At 35.6% G+C, this 17,429-nt stretch carries 15 protein-coding genes; 6 read left to right on the top strand and 9 right to left on the bottom strand.

Annotation, left to right across the window (positions count from 1 at the left end):
- Positions 1–70 precede the first annotated feature (70 nt).
- From GN303_RS04275 to surE, 3 genes are all read left to right on the top strand, one after another.
- Complete coding sequence (locus GN303_RS04275; RefSeq protein WP_110438987.1) at positions 71–688, top strand: invasion associated locus B family protein; 618 nt, start codon at positions 71–73, stop codon at positions 686–688.
- Positions 689–709: 21 nt separating this feature from the next.
- A complete protein-coding gene (locus tag GN303_RS04270; protein WP_110438986.1) occupies positions 710–2,437 on the top strand; it encodes a ShlB/FhaC/HecB family hemolysin secretion/activation protein in 1,728 nt (575 codons plus the stop codon).
- 102 nt (positions 2,438–2,539) lie between these two features.
- Positions 2,540–3,304 carry a 5'/3'-nucleotidase SurE gene (gene surE / locus GN303_RS04265; protein ID WP_110438985.1) on the top strand — a complete coding sequence of 255 codons (765 nt, stop codon included), beginning with the start codon at positions 2,540–2,542 and terminating at the stop codon, positions 3,302–3,304.
- Between the two features lie 44 nt (positions 3,305–3,348).
- Here surE and GN303_RS04260 read toward each other — a convergent pair whose 3' ends face one another.
- Positions 3,349–3,810: an MlaD family protein gene (locus GN303_RS04260; protein ID WP_158523883.1), complete on the bottom strand. Its 462-nt coding sequence runs from the start codon at positions 3,808–3,810 to the stop codon at positions 3,349–3,351.
- Between the two features lie 237 nt (positions 3,811–4,047).
- Here GN303_RS04260 and GN303_RS04255 point away from each other — a divergent pair, with 237 nt between their 5' ends.
- Both GN303_RS04255 and GN303_RS04250 read left to right on the top strand, forming a co-directional pair.
- Complete coding sequence (locus GN303_RS04255) at positions 4,048–4,890, top strand: undecaprenyl-diphosphate phosphatase (RefSeq protein WP_110438983.1); 843 nt, start codon at positions 4,048–4,050, stop codon at positions 4,888–4,890.
- A 90-nt stretch (positions 4,891–4,980) separates the two neighbouring features.
- Positions 4,981–6,390, top strand: coding sequence for a sugar porter family MFS transporter (locus tag GN303_RS04250; RefSeq protein ID WP_110438982.1), 1,410 nt, complete (start codon positions 4,981–4,983; stop codon positions 6,388–6,390).
- 48 nt (positions 6,391–6,438) lie between these two features.
- Here the strand turns inward: GN303_RS04250 and GN303_RS04245 are convergent, their stop codons facing one another.
- The 3 genes from GN303_RS04245 to glmU form a co-directional block, all read right to left on the bottom strand.
- The gene (locus GN303_RS04245) at positions 6,439–7,722 is read right to left on the bottom strand and encodes an aromatic amino acid transport family protein (protein ID WP_110438981.1); all 1,284 of its coding nucleotides are present in this window, start codon (positions 7,720–7,722) and stop codon (positions 6,439–6,441) included.
- A gap of 236 nt (positions 7,723–7,958) precedes the next feature.
- The gene (gene glmS / locus GN303_RS04240) at positions 7,959–9,782 is read right to left on the bottom strand and encodes a glutamine--fructose-6-phosphate transaminase (isomerizing) (RefSeq protein WP_110438980.1); all 1,824 of its coding nucleotides are present in this window, start codon (positions 9,780–9,782) and stop codon (positions 7,959–7,961) included.
- A gap of 16 nt (positions 9,783–9,798) precedes the next feature.
- Positions 9,799–11,118: a bifunctional UDP-N-acetylglucosamine diphosphorylase/glucosamine-1-phosphate N-acetyltransferase GlmU gene (gene glmU, locus GN303_RS04235; RefSeq protein ID WP_110438979.1), complete on the bottom strand. Its 1,320-nt coding sequence runs from the start codon at positions 11,116–11,118 to the stop codon at positions 9,799–9,801.
- A gap of 89 nt (positions 11,119–11,207) precedes the next feature.
- On the opposite strand from glmU, the gene GN303_RS04230 reads away from it, so the two are divergent.
- Positions 11,208–11,894: an HAD family hydrolase gene (locus GN303_RS04230; protein ID WP_158523882.1), complete on the top strand. Its 687-nt coding sequence runs from the start codon at positions 11,208–11,210 to the stop codon at positions 11,892–11,894.
- Here GN303_RS04230 and GN303_RS04225 read toward each other — a convergent pair whose 3' ends face one another.
- The 5 genes from GN303_RS04225 to GN303_RS04205 form a co-directional block, all read right to left on the bottom strand.
- Positions 11,895–12,701: a DUF3108 domain-containing protein gene (locus GN303_RS04225; protein WP_110438977.1), complete on the bottom strand. Its 807-nt coding sequence runs from the start codon at positions 12,699–12,701 to the stop codon at positions 11,895–11,897.
- Between the two features lie 91 nt (positions 12,702–12,792).
- On the bottom strand, positions 12,793–14,007 hold the full coding sequence (hmpA, locus tag GN303_RS04220; RefSeq protein WP_110438976.1) for an NO-inducible flavohemoprotein: 1,215 nt from the start codon (positions 14,005–14,007) through the stop codon (positions 12,793–12,795).
- A 153-nt stretch (positions 14,008–14,160) separates the two neighbouring features.
- On the bottom strand, positions 14,161–15,087 hold the full coding sequence (locus tag GN303_RS04215) for a mitochondrial fission ELM1 family protein (RefSeq protein WP_110439023.1): 927 nt from the start codon (positions 15,085–15,087) through the stop codon (positions 14,161–14,163).
- A complete protein-coding gene (locus tag GN303_RS04210; protein WP_110438975.1) occupies positions 15,084–16,199 on the bottom strand; it encodes a glycosyltransferase family 4 protein in 1,116 nt (371 codons plus the stop codon). Before GN303_RS04210 ends, GN303_RS04215 begins: the two co-directional genes overlap by 4 nt.
- The gene (locus GN303_RS04205; protein WP_156188446.1) at positions 16,192–17,358 is read right to left on the bottom strand and encodes a glycosyltransferase; all 1,167 of its coding nucleotides are present in this window, start codon (positions 17,356–17,358) and stop codon (positions 16,192–16,194) included. The genes GN303_RS04210 and GN303_RS04205 overlap by 8 nt, the downstream gene beginning before the upstream one ends.
- Positions 17,359–17,429: the final 71 nt, after the last annotated feature.

Here is a 17,429-nt window from a genome sequence, read left to right as displayed (position 1 = left end):
TTTTATTTAAACCAATTTTCCATAAGTAATTGTGGGAATAGCGGTCAATATTTTAAGGTTAGGGTTTTTTATGAAAAAATTGCTTTTATTAAGCGCTCTTACAATCGCTTTGTTAAATTCCACTCATGGATTCGCTGCAGAAAAAACAAGTAAACAAGCATCTGATAGTAAAAATAGTTCTGCAATTTCCCCCATTACCGTAAATCAAAGAATAGGCAGCTGGGATATTCATTGTGCCTATCCAAACGCCACGGAACAGAACAATAAAACCGTGTCCCAGGGATGTATCGCTCAACAAAACCTATTAACCAAAGGGCCCAACAACAGCCAAAGCCCTATCGCCTCTCTTTTGTTGGAAAAAGTTAAGCAAAGTAACGATTTGTCAAAACCTGTACCCTTTCAATTTACAGTGGTTGTTCCCCTTGGATTCTCTTTACAAAGTCCAGCCAATTTAACTTTCGATCGTGCAAAACCTGTCGAATTGCCTTGGGCTGCCTGTACGACAAACGGATGTATCGCAACCAAAGCTATTGATAATGACCTTCAACAGCTATTGACCAAAAACAAACTTGCCCATCTGGTCATTCATCGCGTCAACGGAACAACATTAACCATTAATTTTAATATTGATAATGTTCCTTCCATTCTTAAAACAATGGATGAGATGGTTAACAAGAAAAATCCGTAATTCCGTCCAGATACAAGATAAATGAATTTTAAGACTGTATATCTACGATTATTCTTAATCGTCGTTCCCTGTACTTTTTTTATAAACATACAGGGATTTGCACAAAATCTTAATCAATATCAACAATATCTGCAACATAAAGAACGACAACATTTAATGGAGACCCTACCTCCACCCTCCAGTAATGTACAGGTAAACCAGGATCAGGCCCCTGCATTGCATGGTAAGGCATGTGTGCATATCAATTCCATCATCGTCGTTAATACACAAAACCTCTCACAACTGCCAGTCAAACATATCACCAGACCATGGCAAAACAAATGCATGTCACTTGATGATATGAATACTGTCCTAAACAAGCTCAACAAGGCCTATATTGATCATGGATTTGTAACAACTCGGGCCTATCTGCCTCAACAAGATCTCAAGTCAGGTCAATTGCATATTGTTGTGGTAGATGGAAAAATTTCAGACTTCCAATTCGAGGGAGTGTCTGCAAAAAACCATGAAACCATGGCTTTTCCATGGGTTAAGGGCGGAATTCTAAACCTGCGGGATCTGGAACAGGGAATGGATCAGATGAACCGTCTGCCTGACTGGGCTGCCACAATGAAAATTGCACCTGGGCAAAAACCGGGCACATCAGTGGTTAAAATCAATGCCCATGATCCAGGTATTCTTCATGGTCAGCTGACAGTTGACAATAATGGACAAAGCTATTCGGGAAGAACTATCGGACGAACCATGGTTACTGCCGAAGACCTTTTCGGATTATTGGATATGTGGACTGTAGAATATGATCATTCACTCAATTCACGTCAGGGAGATGGACACAATTCCTTTTTTACCGCTGAAGGCTCAATCCCTCTGGGACCATGGACATTCTTCGGAGGATGGTATCGCTACGACGATTTCTATCGTCTACATTTCAACTGGCCAGGACAAGGACGATACGATACGACCCAAAAAGATTTCCATATCGGTGCCTCGAGAGTTGTCGCTCGTAATTCCATCGGTGTTACAACATTACAAGCTACCTATGAGCTGAAATCCTTTGACAGTTATCTCAATCATTCCAAAATAAACACGCAAAGTGCAAAACTCTCCTTCCTGAATCTTAATGCCAGTGAGTCAATGCATCTTTGGGGTGGAACATGGTATGTCAGTGTCGGAATGAAAATCGGTTTGGGGGGGGCAATGGGAGGAAAATCCTGGATCGATAACTCAGGTCGATATAATCCCCATACGCAATATGTAAAGCCAAGTTTGGATATCGATGGATATCAACCTATCGTCGATAATTTTATGTGGCATACTTCCATCCACGGGGAATATAGCACTAAAAACCAATATGCAAATGAGCAAATGCAAATTGGCGGACCCTATACGGTCAGAGGTTTTATGCAACAAACCATGATCGGAAATGCAGGAATTTACATGCGTAATGACCTCTCATGGTTCATTCCCACAAAAAATATGGATTGTGGCGGATATCAATTCTTCTGCAACGCCCTGATTAAAAATACCGAACTCTACGGTATTCTCGATGTCGGAATGACACGGGGTGTATTTACATACAGCGACATGCCAAAAACAGAAAAAGGAGGCAACCTTGCCGGTGCAGGTTTCGGTATTCGCAAATCCTCAGGCAATATATTCTGGAACGCCTCCCTTACACACGCACTCACAACGGCGGGTCTTCCTCCAGAAGGATGGATTGCACTTTTCAATGTCGGTGTCAGACTGTAATTTGATCTATTCATTTTATGGGTATGGTTTTTACCCATAAAATAATTTACCCTTTACCGTTAATATTTCATTCAAATTGAATAGATAATAATCGGATTAAAAATGAATTTTCAACTATTAAATAATGTTCTTTTAACAAATGATGATGGCATTGATGCACCTGGCTTAAAAATTCTGGAAAACATAGCATCGAAAATTGCCAAGACAATCTGGGTTATTGCTCCAGAGCGGGATCAAAGCGGGACTGCTCAATCTATAAGTATTCATCACCCTTTACGCATAATGGAAAAATCAAATAATCATTTTGCAATATCCGGTACACCGGGTGATTGTGTTGTAATGGGGATCCAAGAAATTTTACCCCAACGTCCTGATCTGGTTTTATCTGGCGTGAATCGGGGAAGCAATCTTGGTATTGAAACCATATTTTCAGGTACTGTTGGCGCAGCAATGACAGGTGCTTTATTGGGAATACCTTCAATTGCTCTTAGTCAGAATTTTAGAGATGGGTATCCTGTTCAATGGAATACAGCGGAGTATTTCGGTGCAAAAATTATAGAACAAATTTTAGAACATAAAAAGAATTTAAAAAATGGGTGTATCAACATCAATTTTCCCGATTGCCAATATGATGAAGTGAATACAATAGAATACACGACACAAGGATTGGGATATATTGAGAATATTGTTCCAGTTAAAAGAAAAGATTTACGACAAAACGAATATTTCTGGCTTAATTTTAACAGACCAATCAAGGAAGATAAAATAGGAACGGAAACACAAGCCATCAATAATAAATCAATTTCAATCACTCCTTTGACATATGAAAGAACAGATTTTGATTTATTGAATCAACTCAAGAAATAAATTGAAAATTCGTCGCATTGCAAGTAATAATATTCAATTCATTATTATTGTGATGCGACACTCATACTTCCGAAAATATAATTACTAATTTGCTGTTCCAGACTAACATAAGGCATTGTATTACTGATTTTATTTCCAGCCTTGATAAAATTTCTGTTTTTTCCTGGTTTAATGATTATAACGCCATCATCCGTCATACTGATTGATGAAATGACAAACTGACTATCAGTGGGCAAATGAATATTTTTGTTAATATCCATTTTAACTTCGGACATGAATGTCTTTTTATTAAGATTGATGGATTTTATAACCCCAACTGGAATACCCGATAAAATAACCTTTCCACCAGGATTAACCGTATTGGAAGAAAAAAATTGAGCTTCGATAGAATATCGATCCTCACCGGTTCCAAATAATATAAATCTAGAATATGCATAAAATCCGATAGCAATTATCAAAACAAAAGTGCTAGCCATATATGCACTAACATTTCTTTGTTTAATCATTAACATCTACCCTTTATCATTCCAACCTAACATCAATAAATAATATAATTTTAAAAAATAAAATAAAACGTCAAAATACACTATTAATTTTCAATGTTTGAAATTGTCATGATCCCTTAAATCTCTGAATTATTATTTTCTAATAATACGTATTGATCAATAACTATATGATTTAATTTTTTAAAATGCCTGATAAAATATATTAAACGATTTATAATATCGAAAAAAGGTTACTTCATGTCTTTTCTTCAGGCCATTTTTATTGCCATTCTACAAGGTGCAACGGAGCTTTTTCCTGTCAGCAGTCTTGGTCATGCCGTTTTAATCCCCGCTCTGCTAGGATGGCAAATTCACGCTCAAGATCCAACGTTTTTGCCATTTATGGTGATGCTTCATTTCGGCACCGCTTTCGCTCTTCTAATATTTTTCTGGAAAGATTGGAGTGCCCTTTTCAAGGGTGCATTAGGTAAGGATGGAAAAGAAATACAACGTCAAAGTTTTTATATTTTTTCTCTGCTTATTGTTGCCACCTTACCCGCAATATTCATTGGTGCCTTTTTTGAAAAATTAGTCAGAAACCTTTTTTCGACACCCGATATAGTGTCAATTTTCTTGGTATGTAACGGAATAATGCTTTTTATAGTTGATAAACTCAGAAAAAATGTATCGGTAGACAAAACGATTGCAATAGCTGACTTAAAAGTCAAAGATGCTTTATTTATTGGATTATTTCAATGTCTGGCTTTCTTTCCTGGGATATCACGTTCGGGGTCAACCATTGTGTCTGGATTGATTCGAAATTTATCTCATGAAAATTCTGCAAGATTTTCCTTTCTAATGGCTCTTCCGGTAATTTTGGCAGCTTCTGCTCATCAAAGCTGGAAAATCTACAAACAGCAAATTCCTTTTGACAATATTTTACATATGGGTATTGCAACAATCATCGGATGTATAACAGCACTTCTAAGTACGGCATTTCTTATGAAATATTTCAAAAATAATGAGAAATGGGCTTTAACACCATTTGGATATTATTGTTGTGCATTAGGTATAATAGGTTTTGTTGTATTGATGTATTAAATAAATCACATTCACATTTATGTGAATTGTGATGATTGTCAAACAAGTTTTTAAATAAAGAAGGAACAAATAAATTTTTCGGGAGGAAAAATGAAACTTTCGGATCTTTCCTTAAAAAAAAACAAAACGAATTTTTTTTCTCCTAACAACCTTTTTATAATTGATCTATTTGCTTCATTGGCCGGACTTTTATTTGGCCTGGATATTGGTGTTATGGCTGGCGCAAATGATTTTATTAAAATTGAATTTTCAGCAAATGACCATGATATTGAAAAAATAGTTAGTATCATGATGTTTGGAGCCGCTTTTGGTGCTTTAATATGCGGTTGGGCATCAGCAAAATTTGGACGAAATCGCTGTTTGATCGTAAGTGCAACCTTTTTTATCGCCGCTTCGATAGGTTGTTCCTTGTCCAATAGTGTTTCTGACCTGATCATGTGGCGATTTGTTCTAGGATTTGCAATCGGTATCGCCAGTATGACTGCCCCATTGTATCTGGCTGAAATTGCACCGGAAGAAAAAAGGGGTGCAATGATATCAACCTATCAATTAATGATTACAGTAGGAATATTCATGGCATTCATTTCCGACACTATATTCGGATATTATGGAGCATGGCGATGGATGCTGGGAATTTTGGTCGTTCCCGCAACCATATTTTTACTGGGTCTTCTAATCTTACCAAATAGCCCACGATGGTTATTAATGCATCGTCGAAGAAAAGAAGCCTATAATGTTTTATCCTCTATTAGAAATAACGATAATACCCTAATAAAGAGAGAAATTAAAAATATAGAAATGCAACTGGAAAATTCCCAAAAAGGTTTTTATTTATTTCTCTATAACTCAAATTTCAAACGTTCTGTTCTATTGGGTATTTGTTTACAGATTATACAGCAATTTACAGGCATGAACGTTATTATGTATTATGCCCCTCGCATATTTGCCAATATGGGATATCACGGTCATGCACGGTTGTGGTTTACAGCCTTAGTTGGTCTGGTAAATGTTTTCGCAACCTTTCTTGCCATCGGAATATGTGATAAATCGGGTCGAAAACCAATATTGTATATCGGTTTTACAATGATGGCGATTGGATTAGGGTCTGTCAGTTTTCTTTTAGATAATAATATCCAAACAAATCCTTATCTTCAATATTGCTGTGTTACAATGCTACTAATGTTTATTATCGGTTTTGCCATGTCTGCAGGGCCTTTAATCTGGACGATATGTTCCGAAATACAACCTTTGCAAGGACGTGATTTTGGTATTGCTGTTTCAACAGTGGTAAATTGGTTGGCAAATTTTTGGGTGGGATTCACTTTCTTGACATTGATCAATACATTCGGTGCTTCACATACCATTTTGTTATATGCCTGCCTAAATCTGATTTTTATTGTTTTCATTTTCGCATTTGTACCTGAAACGTCAAATATTAGTCTGGAGCAAATCGAAGAAAATTTAATGGAAGGTCAACCTTTAAGAAAAATTGGCAGATAGATTTTTAATAATCAGCATTTTATAATAGATCGCTTTGATGAAATTCTTTCAAATAAAAAATTGGTAAATAACGGCTGATATAGCTATACATCCCATTATGGTTATAAAAATATTGCTTGATTTCCCTTTAAATTTTGCCAATTCAGGTAATTTGTGAATGGCAACCATAGGAAGAATAAATAAAATAACAGCAAGAACTGGTCCACCAATGGATTCAATCATACCTAAAATACTGGGATTATTGCTTGAAACAAACCATGTAACTATATATACAAAAAATAACGCACATCGATCCAAAGTTTTACGGGAAATATTTTTCCCAAAAAAATGATATAATGATTTTTCCAAAATTCCATTAAATCCTTCCTTCGCCCCAAGATAATGACCAAGAAAGGATTTGCATATTGCTACAAAAGCAACGATTGGCGCTATAAATTTTAAAAAAGGGGTATGAAAGTGGTTCGCCAAATAGGAAAGAATGGTGATATTTGCCTTCTTCGCTTCAATTAAATTGGCTGGGCTCAGACATAAAGCACAACTAAATACAAAAAATAATACTGTAATTACCATCATCAAATTACTATATTTAATAATTTGTGAACATTTTGGTTCAACCCATCTACCATACTCTTTGCTTTTGGTAACAGCTAGGGAAGAAATAATCGGTGAGTGATTAAATGCAAAAACCGCAACAGGTATAGTCAACCATAATGTTAGAAACATTCCATTACCTCCCTCCTGTGATGCTCCAGATAAACTTATATCCCTGAAAAGATTCAGGTTCCAATGTGGAATAAGAAATAAAGAAATCAATATTAAAATTGCAACAAATGGATAGACCAGGGTCGACATTATTTTGACTATCAAATTTTCACCACACTGAACGATCATTATCAAAAAACTGATTAAAAAAAACGAAGTCAACGCTCTGGGCGGTGGTGTCAATCCAAGTTGATGTTGCATGAAACTTTGAACAGTATTAACAAGACTTACACCATAAACCAATAAAATAGGAAATATTGCAAAAAAATAAAATAATGTGATTAAATACCCAATTTTTTTTCCAAATTTTTCTTCAACGACAACGGTAATATCACCATAATCATTTTCGGATCCCGACAATACAAACCTACATAAAGCCTGATGTGCATAAAATGTCATTGGAAAGGCAAGAATAGTCAATAAAAGTAAAGGAATTAATCCACCAGCCGCAGCGTTAATCGGTAAAAAAAGTACTCCTGCACCGATCGCCGTTCCATAAAGACTCAACATCCAAACTGTATCACTTGAACGCCATTTGGGCATTTTATCTAAAATTTGATTATTTTTCATTAAAGCTTTACTTTTTTATGATTGAGTATGATTAACGCTTTATAAATCGGATGAAAAAAAAATTCAAAAATATTATTTAACTCTCCCTCGCAGGAAAATTAGAAAATATGAAAAATATATCAGTTACGATTACTTAGTGATTTTGTATTGAAATAAGTATTTTATATGCTCCCAAAATAAATGATATTTTATAATTTAAGGAACATATAACTTAATCTATCTGTTATTGATCTTAATTATTCAACAGTTACGGATTTTGCAAGATTTCTGGGTTGATCAACATCCGTGCCTTTTAAAATGGCAGCTTCATAAGCAAGCATCTGAACGGGTACCGTATAAAGGATTGGCGCTACAAAAGCATGAACTGTAGGCAAAATAATGATCTGTTCTGCAATGGTTGACAATGCCTCTGCACCCTTTGCATCAGTGAAAGCAATAATATGTCCACCCCTTGCTTTTGCTTCCTGTAAATTTGAAAGTGTTTTTTCAAATAAAAAACCGGAAGGCACAACGGCAATGACTGGAACCGTTTGATCAATCAGCGCAATCGGGCCATGTTTCATTTCACCTGCGGCATAGGCATCAGCATGAATATACGAGATTTCTTTCAGTTTCAACGCACCCTCCATTGCAACAGGATACATTATCCCCCTTCCCAGATAAATCACACTTTGAGCATTGGCAATTTTATGGGCAATTTCCTGAATTTTATCTTTCATTTGCAAAACTTCAGCAACACGACTGGGAAGATCCATCAATGCAGTCAAACATACTTTTTTATTTTCAGGGGTAATCTTATTTTTTTCACGAGCGATAACAAGTGTAAGACATGATAATACTGTCAATTGGGCTGTAAACGCTTTTGTAGAAGCGACAGCAATTTCCACACCAGCATCCGTACCGAGAACAACATCACTTTCTCTGGCTATAGTACTGAATTCATTATTTAAAATAGAAACTATTTTTTGATGTTCATTTTTTAAATTTCTCAAGGCTGCCAAGGTATCGGCCGTTTCTCCTGATTGCGATATGACCAATCCCATCCCTTGACTTTCAACAGGAGGATTGCGATAGCGCATTTCACTTGCAACATCTATATCAATGGGCAATCTGGCATATTCCTCCAACCAATAACGTCCAATAAGACCAGCATAAAATGCTGATCCACATGCCGTAATTATACCCCTTTTCAACGTTGATAAATCGAATGGCATATGAGGCAATATTATTTTATGGGATGATGGATCGACAAACCGCCTTAAAGTCTGCCCTATGACAATTGGATGCTCATGAAGTTCTTTCTCCATATAATGACGGTAACCATTTTTACCGACAACCCCTGACATCAACGCCGTTTTTTGAATTGGACATTCAACTTTTCCACCTTCCATATCAAAAAAATCAGCACCTTCTCGTGTCAAAATAGTCCAAACGCCATCCGGCATATAGGCAACTTTTGTGGTAAGAGGTGCAATTGCCAGACTGTCAGATCCCACAAACATTTCATGATCACCATATCCGACAACCAGTGGCGCACCATGTCTAGCCCCGATTATAAGATTATCATCACAGGAAAAAATCATCGCAATGGCATAAGCTCCCTCAAGCCTTTTCAAAGCCTTGAAGGCAGCTTCTTGGGGTGCACATCCCTGTTTCAGATAATAATCGACAAGCTGCACAATTGTTTCACTATCCGTTTCACTTTTGAACACTTGTCCTAGCTCTGTCAACTCTTTTCTTAATGCAACATGATTTTCAATAATTCCATTATGAACAACAGCCACACGATCCGTCATGTGAGGATGCGCGTTGTTTTCCGTGGGAGCTCCATGTGTTGCCCATCTCGTATGACCAATGCCCAGATTGCCGCTTATTGGGGAAGACAGAAGTAATTTTGATAAATTATCAAGTTTTCCAGGAGCTCTACGACGATTTAACAGGCCATGATCCAATATTGCAATCCCTGCAGAATCATATCCCCGATATTCAAGACGACGCAAAGCTTCCATAATCAGAGGAGTAACAGATTGGTTCCCTAGTATTCCAACAATCCCACACATAAACTTCCCTTTAATATCAGTTTTTTAATGTAACCTTGCTATTTTTATTTACCTGCCTGGCCCTACCAAATGCTTTGGCATTATCAGGAACATCATCCGTTATCACGCTTCCTGCCGCAATTAAACTTTTATTACCAATTTCTACAGGAGCAACAAGAATGGCATCAGAACCGACAAATACCTCATCTCCAATGACCGTCTTATGTTTTCTCGACCCATCATAATTACAGGTTATCGTTCCTGCACCAATATTTGTTTTTTTACCAACAATGCTGTCACCAAGATAGGAAAGATGATTTGCTTTCACTCCGTCACCTAAAGCTGTAGCTTTCAATTCCACAAAATTACCGACATGCGCATCCTGACCCACCACCGTATCAGGTCTGATACGAGCATATGGGCCAATTATGGCATTTTGTTTAATTTCGCAGCCTTCAAGATGACTAAATGACTTGATTTCAACCCCTGAACGAATGACCACATTTTTGCCAAAAACAATATTGGGATGAAGAATTACATCATTTTCAATCTTGGTATCATAAGACATAAAAACAGTTTCCGGTGAAATCATTGTCACCCCGTTATCCATCGCCTGTTTTCTCAATCTTTTTTGAATTATGGATTCAGCAAAAGCCAATTCAGATTGCGAATTGATCCCTGTAAGTTCCGTTTCTGAAGCCCTTAGGGCCTTTACTACCTTATGTTCCTTAACTGCTAAAGAAACAATATCTATAATATAATATTCTTTTTTTGCATTATGATTTTCAATTTCTTTCAGCCATTTGGAAAAATACAGTGCGTCCGCACATATTACCCCAGAATTGCACAATTTTATTTTTTTTTCTGCGTCAGAGGCATCAAGTGTTTCCACAATCTTTATTACATGACCATTATTTTCAATCACACGTCCATAAGCCTTGGGATCATTACATTCCATAGCTAATAAAACCAAATCAGTTTTTGGTTTTTTTTTCTCATCAATAAGTCGCTGTAATGTATTTTCCCGTATCAGGGGATTGTCAGCGTTTAGAACAGTGACAATTCCCTTTCCAAAATAGGCCTCTGCCTGCAATGCAGCATGGGCGGTTCCCAATCTGTGCTTCTGGATTACAACCTGATGCGGTTTTACAAAATCGGCAAGAGTCTCCATATGCGGACCGAGAACCACAATAATTCGATCAAAAACCTTTTCGACCTGATTTAATAATAAACGTATCATTGGAAGCCCTGCAATGGGGTGCATTGCCTTTGGTTTTGAAGATTTCATACGGGTTCCCATTCCTGCAGCCAGAATAACTGCAACGGTTTCCGTGGTGGAATTTGATAATTTATGCATTGTTTGTCATGATATTTGTAAAAAATTTATGTCATACTATCAAAATATTTACACTTTTTATATCCCAAATGAGGCTTAAAACAAAAATTATGAATATAAAACCTTATCCCTTGATCGTATTTGATATGGATGGAACCTTAATTGACAGTCTTCCAGATATAGATCGCAGTTGTCAGACTTTGCTGAAATCCTATGGATTGCCTCCTATCAGTACACAATCAGTGCGTTCTACATTGGGTGACGGAATTAAGGTGACAATTGAAAAAATTCTAGATAATGCAGGAAAAGAGGCAAGTTTTATTGACAGAAATGAGGCTATTGAAAGATTTATCAAGGATTATGTCCCACATGCGGCTGATCTTTCCAAACCCTTTGAAGGGACGGAAGAAGTTCTAATAAAATTTAAAAAAAATGGTTGGAAAATAGCTTTATGTTCCAATAAAATTACGCAAGCAGCCAAGAATATTTTGGAAAAACTCAATCTGCAATCATATTTTGATTTTATCGCTGGAGGTGATTGTTTTGCAGATAAAAAACCTTATCCGGTTCATCTTTTAGGAATAATCAACTATCTTCAAGTTTTACCAACTAAAACTGTAATGGTAGGTGATCACTTAAATGATATTCTTGTCGCCAGGAACGCTCACATTACGGGAAGCATATTTGCTGAATGGGGCTATGGTGATTTGTGTATTGGAAAAGAAGCAACCATGCGTGCTCGCTCCATAAAGGATGTGCCAATAATTGCTGAGAAAATGATTGATAAAAAACCTTGATCATTTTGTAGCCTGTCTCAGAATTACTATTACATTTCCCATTTTTGGATTGTTAAATTCAAAACGGACAGGTAACATTCCTATATTGTCAATCTCTTTAAACCATAAATATCCAGGTTGGGGTTGTGCTGATAGAGCGCGGTGACGTGAACGTTTGAGACCAGCCGTTTGTTGAGCCACCGCCTTACAAAATAATGCTTCTCCTTTATAGGGGCTTGTCCACGAAGATGGTATAAGCATTGTACCAGCCGCCTTACTTTGAAACGTAAATATACGAGAGCCATCAAAAATCTTAAACTGATCGTTACAGTTTTTATTCGCTCTGACCCGCTGAACCAATTGCAACATTGCACTTAAGATATCTATACTGTTATTCCTTTGACTTTCAGTCACAACATCACGATTGTCTTCAATCGCAGGATCAAGTTTTTCTATCTTTACATTTTGTTTATGGTTAAAATCTATATTAGCAACGAATTTCTTACCTTTGGATTTTCCAGATGATTGGTATTCATTTGGTAACAAATTACTATTATTGATTTCTCCTTGAACTGATGACATCATATCCAGATTTATGAAAAGACTTATAACACCTGCAGAATTAAAATGAGCTTTTGCAAAATAATTGTCCGATGTTAATACGTACGATGCCTTTATAACAATAACATGTAAATTCTTGTTATACACATCAAATATCAAGTTAACTGGTTTAGGAAAATTTAAATTATTTTGTGCTTTTACAAGCGAATTATCAAAAAATATCCATGACAAAATACACAATATTAACATTTTATAATATTTTACCATGACTACTCTCTTTCAAAAGATGTCTTCTATAGACAGAGTATAGAATATTCTAAAAAAAGTATATAAATATCATGGTAAAACATTTAATTGATTAAATGCTAAAAGCTCCTGTTCCAAAAGCCTCAACATGAATTTTTTCAGGTGGAATACCTTTTTCCTTCAATTTTTTACCCTCATCTTTCATGAATTCAACAGGTCCACAAAGATAATAATCAGCATCTTTATCAAAAATTGACTGATCTATCCTATTGATGTCCATACGCCCTTGATAGTCATAATCTATTCCCTGTCTATCTTCACCATCAGGTTTTGAATAAAATATAAAGCGATTAAAAGTGGGACTTTTTGCAACAATTTCATTTACTTTTTCACGTAAGGCATGTTGTTTACCATTATGTGTTCCGTGAATGAAATGGACAGAACGATTACTTTGTTTTTCATGCAGAAAAGACAGCATGGAATACATGGGAGTAATTCCAACCCCGGCACTCATAAGAATAATCGGATTTTTCCCTTGCTGATTTAGATAGAATTCTCCTGCTGGTGCAGACAGATCTATGATATCTCCAACATCATAACTCTTATGAAGTAGATTGGAAACCTTACCTGCCGGAGTTTTCCCCTTACCATCTTCACGTTTAACTGTAATACGCAACGTATCTTTTCCAGGAGAATCAGATAATGTATATTGACGCGGCTGAATTAAATTCCATTCTGGGACATAAATTCGAACTGAAACATATTGTCCAGGATAAAATTCCGGAAGCTTGCCCCCATCAACCGGTTGTAGATAAAACGACGTGATTTGTTCGCTTTCAGGAGTTTTCTTGACTATTTTAAATCCTCTCCAACCTGTCCATGCATGTTCCCTGATCTGTTCTTTGTATATGCCCAATTCAATATCAATTAACAGTTGAGCCAATTGTTGATAGGCAGCTCCCCAAGCTTCGATCAAATCATCTGTAGCGGCTTCACCCAATACCTCACTAATAGATGCCAGAAGATGTTCCCCAACAATAGGATAATGTTCCGCCCGAATATTCAGGCTTACATGTTTATTGGCAATATGAATGAAAGCATTTTCTAGTATGGTTGGATTATCGATATTTTCTGCATATGCCAGGACAGCCGTAGCAAGTGCATGCTGTTGCTTTCCGGCTTCTTGATGTCCACGGTTAAAAATCTGTTTAAGTTCAGCATTATTATTCAACATCCGTTTATAGAAATAGGAAGTTAGTTCAATGCCATGCTCTCTTAAAACTGGCACTGTATTTTTAACAAGCGTTTTTTGAGCTTCGGTTAGCATTTATAGTGACCCTTAATTTTAATTAAATAATATATTTAAAATACATCTTTAATAAAAATCTTAATAAACCCTGTTACAACTAAGATAAATCATTAAAGATGTATTCAATATACTCTTTTTAAGAAAAAATAAAAGTAAATTATTAATAAAATTTTATAATTTTAATTTTAACTTTGCTTGATTGATGATCTCATCTGTATCATCAATCGAAGTGACACGCCATGTTTCAAGTTTCCCCTCAAACATCCTGATTCGTTTTTCATTAATCATTGAATTGATGAAGGAAGAAATTCTTTTTGATTTACCGGGCAATGGCAAGATCATTACTGGTACAGAAGTGGCAATAGCCTCAGAAACCATTGAAACACTATCAATTGTAACCAATATATAATCAGCACATGCCAGTAATCCTAAATAGGGATTTTCTCCCTCACCATTCCAAATATATACACTAAATGGTGATAATATCTCTTTCAATCTTTTTAAAGCTGAAGGATTCGTTCTTCTTGAAGGAGTTACCGCAAGTGAAATATTGTTTTTAGTAATAACCCTTTTTAATTGATAAGCAATCTGTTCAGCTTCTTTTACACCAAATTTGAATCTGCCATTATTTCCGCCCAGCAAAACACTTATCAATGGTTTTACCGGATCATGAAGAATGGAATTCCAATAATGCAAATTTTCAGATAGCAATGAGGGAGTTATATGATGCAATGCATTACGCGATACAAGAACATTATCCGCTTTAATATTATCATGAGGATTGGCAATGATAAGATCGAATTTATTTAATGCGATACGCGGATTCTGTATATGTATGGCTATATGATTTTTCTTGCGTAAGTCGGCATTTACAACACCCCCCACACTTCCTACGCTTACAATTACAGAATTATCTTTTGGTTGAAAAGGAAATACCGCTTTCAAAGGATTGGGCCAAAAGGGTGCTGAAATAAATTTCCAAGGAAATCTAGGTTTTAACTGATGAAAACTGTAATCGAATTGTGCCCTTTTAACAAACCCAAGGGCTTGCGTTTTCATTCCAGCAAAATTTTCTGTCAAAATTGAAACTTCTGTCATCGAGTATCTAACTTTAAATGAAAATTGAATTTCTCGTTTATTTGCGAAATTAAATCCTTTGCCATTTTTTTCCATTCATGTGACGTATCCATATGTTCTCTTTTTAATGGAAAAGGCAACTCCAGAATTTTCTCAATATTTTTGGCTATATCTTCAGGATTGGGATCGCATAAAAAAACAAGGTCTTTATGATTGCATTGCTCCATTAATCCTCCTACCCTTGTTATTAGAACGGGTTTTGAAAATGCCAGGGCAATGGCCAAAACACCACTTTGACTGGCCTCCTCATATGGCAAGATTATAGCATCCGCCCATTCAAAAATGGATGCAATTTCATTTTCCGGAACCCATCTATTTTCGACATATACATTTTTTCTACGATTTAACAGTTTTAAAACTTTGCTTTTTGGACCCTGCCCTACTATACGAACTATATAAGACCTATCCGATTTGACTAATTTTAAAGCGTCATTTAACAGATTAAATCCTTTATAAGGCAAAAGACGACCAAAATTCAAAAGATGTATTTTATTTTTGTTTTTTGAAACAGAAATATTTTCATAATCATATTTTAAAGGGGGATGCCATACCCTTATAAATTTTGATTTTGATAAAAAATTCCTTTTATTTAATTGATTGTATACGTATTGAGTAAAAGTTACGATCAAATCTGAATTCTTAATCAACTGTCTTTGCAAAAAATGTTGAAAAAGATATCCATCCCCCGGATGAGGATAAGCATCGTGAATAATTACAACACATGGGATTTTCAATATTTTCAAGGCCGAAATCATAATCATGTCTAATAATCCCGGCATTGTGCATATGGCCAAGTCTACCTTATTTTTTTTAAGATGATATATCAAATACAATATCCAATAAGGAGACTCTATCCATCGTATTAAATATCCCAATATTGATGAATATGTTTTAAACTTTATACCAATTTGACATTCCGGATTATAATCAATAATTTCAGCCCGATCGGATAAGGATAGTAGAATGTTTAAATTTTTAATAGATCTTAAAGCATTTGACAATTCAACAGCAATTTTTGGTCCCGCTCCCTTTCTACCCCATTGCCATACTAAAATATTAAATGATTTATCCATTATTTCTTACCAAATAATTATTAAATCTTTTTTTTAAAAATTTTGAATTAAATATCGTTTTAATTTTATTTTTAGATAAAACACCTAAATTATTACGATAGTTTTCATTGTAAAACAATTCATTAATTTTTTTAGCAGCGAATTCAATATCAGGTTCAGCCCACAAGGCATTCGGCAATTCATATACTTTTCGTGGGTCTTTTACAGGTATCAGTTTGTAATTAACAGGAACACCACAGTTTTCATCAATATACTCACTAGTTGCAGACCAATTAGTGGAAATAACAGCTTTTCCGTATTGCATAGCTTCTGCTGGCACCAACCCAAAACCTTCACTACGATGAAGTGACAAAATAATATCAGAATGAAATATAAGCGCCCTATTTTCCTCTGTTGTCAATAAATTAGTATAAAGAATGATATTTTTTTGTCCATCTATTGCTTTCTTTAATTCATTAAAATCCTGACGGAAATCATTAATATAAGAAACCTTGAGAATAAGGCTAATTTTATCATGCGCTATTGTTTCACACGCTTTTCTAAAAGACCTGATTGCGGCTATAGGATTTTTTCTAACAAAAGATGAAGAAAGATTAAATGATGTTAATATATTTAAAGTTGCTTGGGGTAAACCAAGACTTTCACGAGTTAGACTTGACGCAATTGCTACAGGATATGCTGCAATAGGATGAGGAACAACCGTAATCTTTTTTTGATATTTATTAGCCCAATGTTTAACGGCTTTTGCGACAAAACGAGAGGGTACCCATATTTCATGAACAAATCTGAAACCCACCTCCCATTCTTTTGGCAAAATTTCGAGCTCCCATGCCCAATAACCTATAATTTTTCTGTTCTTCAATAAAAAACGAGGTAAATTCAATAATGCAAATGCCAACTGTGGGGCATTGATATGAAAAATCAATGATGCGTATGGATAAACTGATAAAATTCTACACGCTTCCTTATATTTTGTATAAGAAAAACCATAGGGGTCAATATCGATTTTCTGGACAGTAACATTTTCGTTTTTGAGTGCATTATACATTATACGCGCACCTTCACCCAAACCAGAAGCTTTTGAAAACTCACCAATTATAATTACGCTTTGATCACAAAAGGGTTCTGATGATATGGAAGGTGCTAATATCTCCCCCACTTTGCTTAGATAAAATCTTCGCTGATATGGGGGCAATAAACGCCATAATTTATGAAATGGCTGAATCTGCA

It is taken from the genome of Commensalibacter melissae, assembly GCF_009734185.1.
In the GTDB taxonomy this organism is placed as follows: Bacteria; Pseudomonadota; Alphaproteobacteria; order Acetobacterales; family Acetobacteraceae; genus Commensalibacter; species Commensalibacter melissae.
Note: the sequence above shows the minus strand (reverse complement) of the source record. Positions and strands in the feature narration are given on the sequence as shown.

Coding starts and splice junctions, on each gene's coding strand:
- GN303_RS04275 (WP_110438987.1), top strand. CDS start 71: ATGAAAAAATTGCTTTTATTAAGCGCTCTTACAATCGCTTTGTTAAAT.
- GN303_RS04270 (WP_110438986.1), top strand. CDS start 710: ATGAATTTTAAGACTGTATATCTACGATTATTCTTAATCGTCGTTCCC.
- surE (WP_110438985.1), top strand. CDS start 2,540: ATGAATTTTCAACTATTAAATAATGTTCTTTTAACAAATGATGATGGC.
- GN303_RS04260 (WP_158523883.1), bottom strand. CDS start 3,810: ATGATTAAACAAAGAAATGTTAGTGCATATATGGCTAGCACTTTTGTT.
- GN303_RS04255 (WP_110438983.1), top strand. CDS start 4,048: ATGTCTTTTCTTCAGGCCATTTTTATTGCCATTCTACAAGGTGCAACG.
- GN303_RS04250 (WP_110438982.1), top strand. CDS start 4,981: ATGAAACTTTCGGATCTTTCCTTAAAAAAAAACAAAACGAATTTTTTT.
- GN303_RS04245 (WP_110438981.1), bottom strand. CDS start 7,722: ATGAAAAATAATCAAATTTTAGATAAAATGCCCAAATGGCGTTCAAGT.
- glmS (WP_110438980.1), bottom strand. CDS start 9,782: ATGTGTGGGATTGTTGGAATACTAGGGAACCAATCTGTTACTCCTCTG.
- glmU (WP_110438979.1), bottom strand. CDS start 11,118: ATGCATAAATTATCAAATTCCACCACGGAAACCGTTGCAGTTATTCTG.
- GN303_RS04230 (WP_158523882.1), top strand. CDS start 11,208: ATGAATATAAAACCTTATCCCTTGATCGTATTTGATATGGATGGAACC.
- GN303_RS04225 (WP_110438977.1), bottom strand. CDS start 12,701: ATGGTAAAATATTATAAAATGTTAATATTGTGTATTTTGTCATGGATA.
- hmpA (WP_110438976.1), bottom strand. CDS start 14,007: ATGCTAACCGAAGCTCAAAAAACGCTTGTTAAAAATACAGTGCCAGTT.
- GN303_RS04215 (WP_110439023.1), bottom strand. CDS start 15,087: ATGACAGAAGTTTCAATTTTGACAGAAAATTTTGCTGGAATGAAAACG.
- GN303_RS04210 (WP_110438975.1), bottom strand. CDS start 16,199: ATGGATAAATCATTTAATATTTTAGTATGGCAATGGGGTAGAAAGGGA.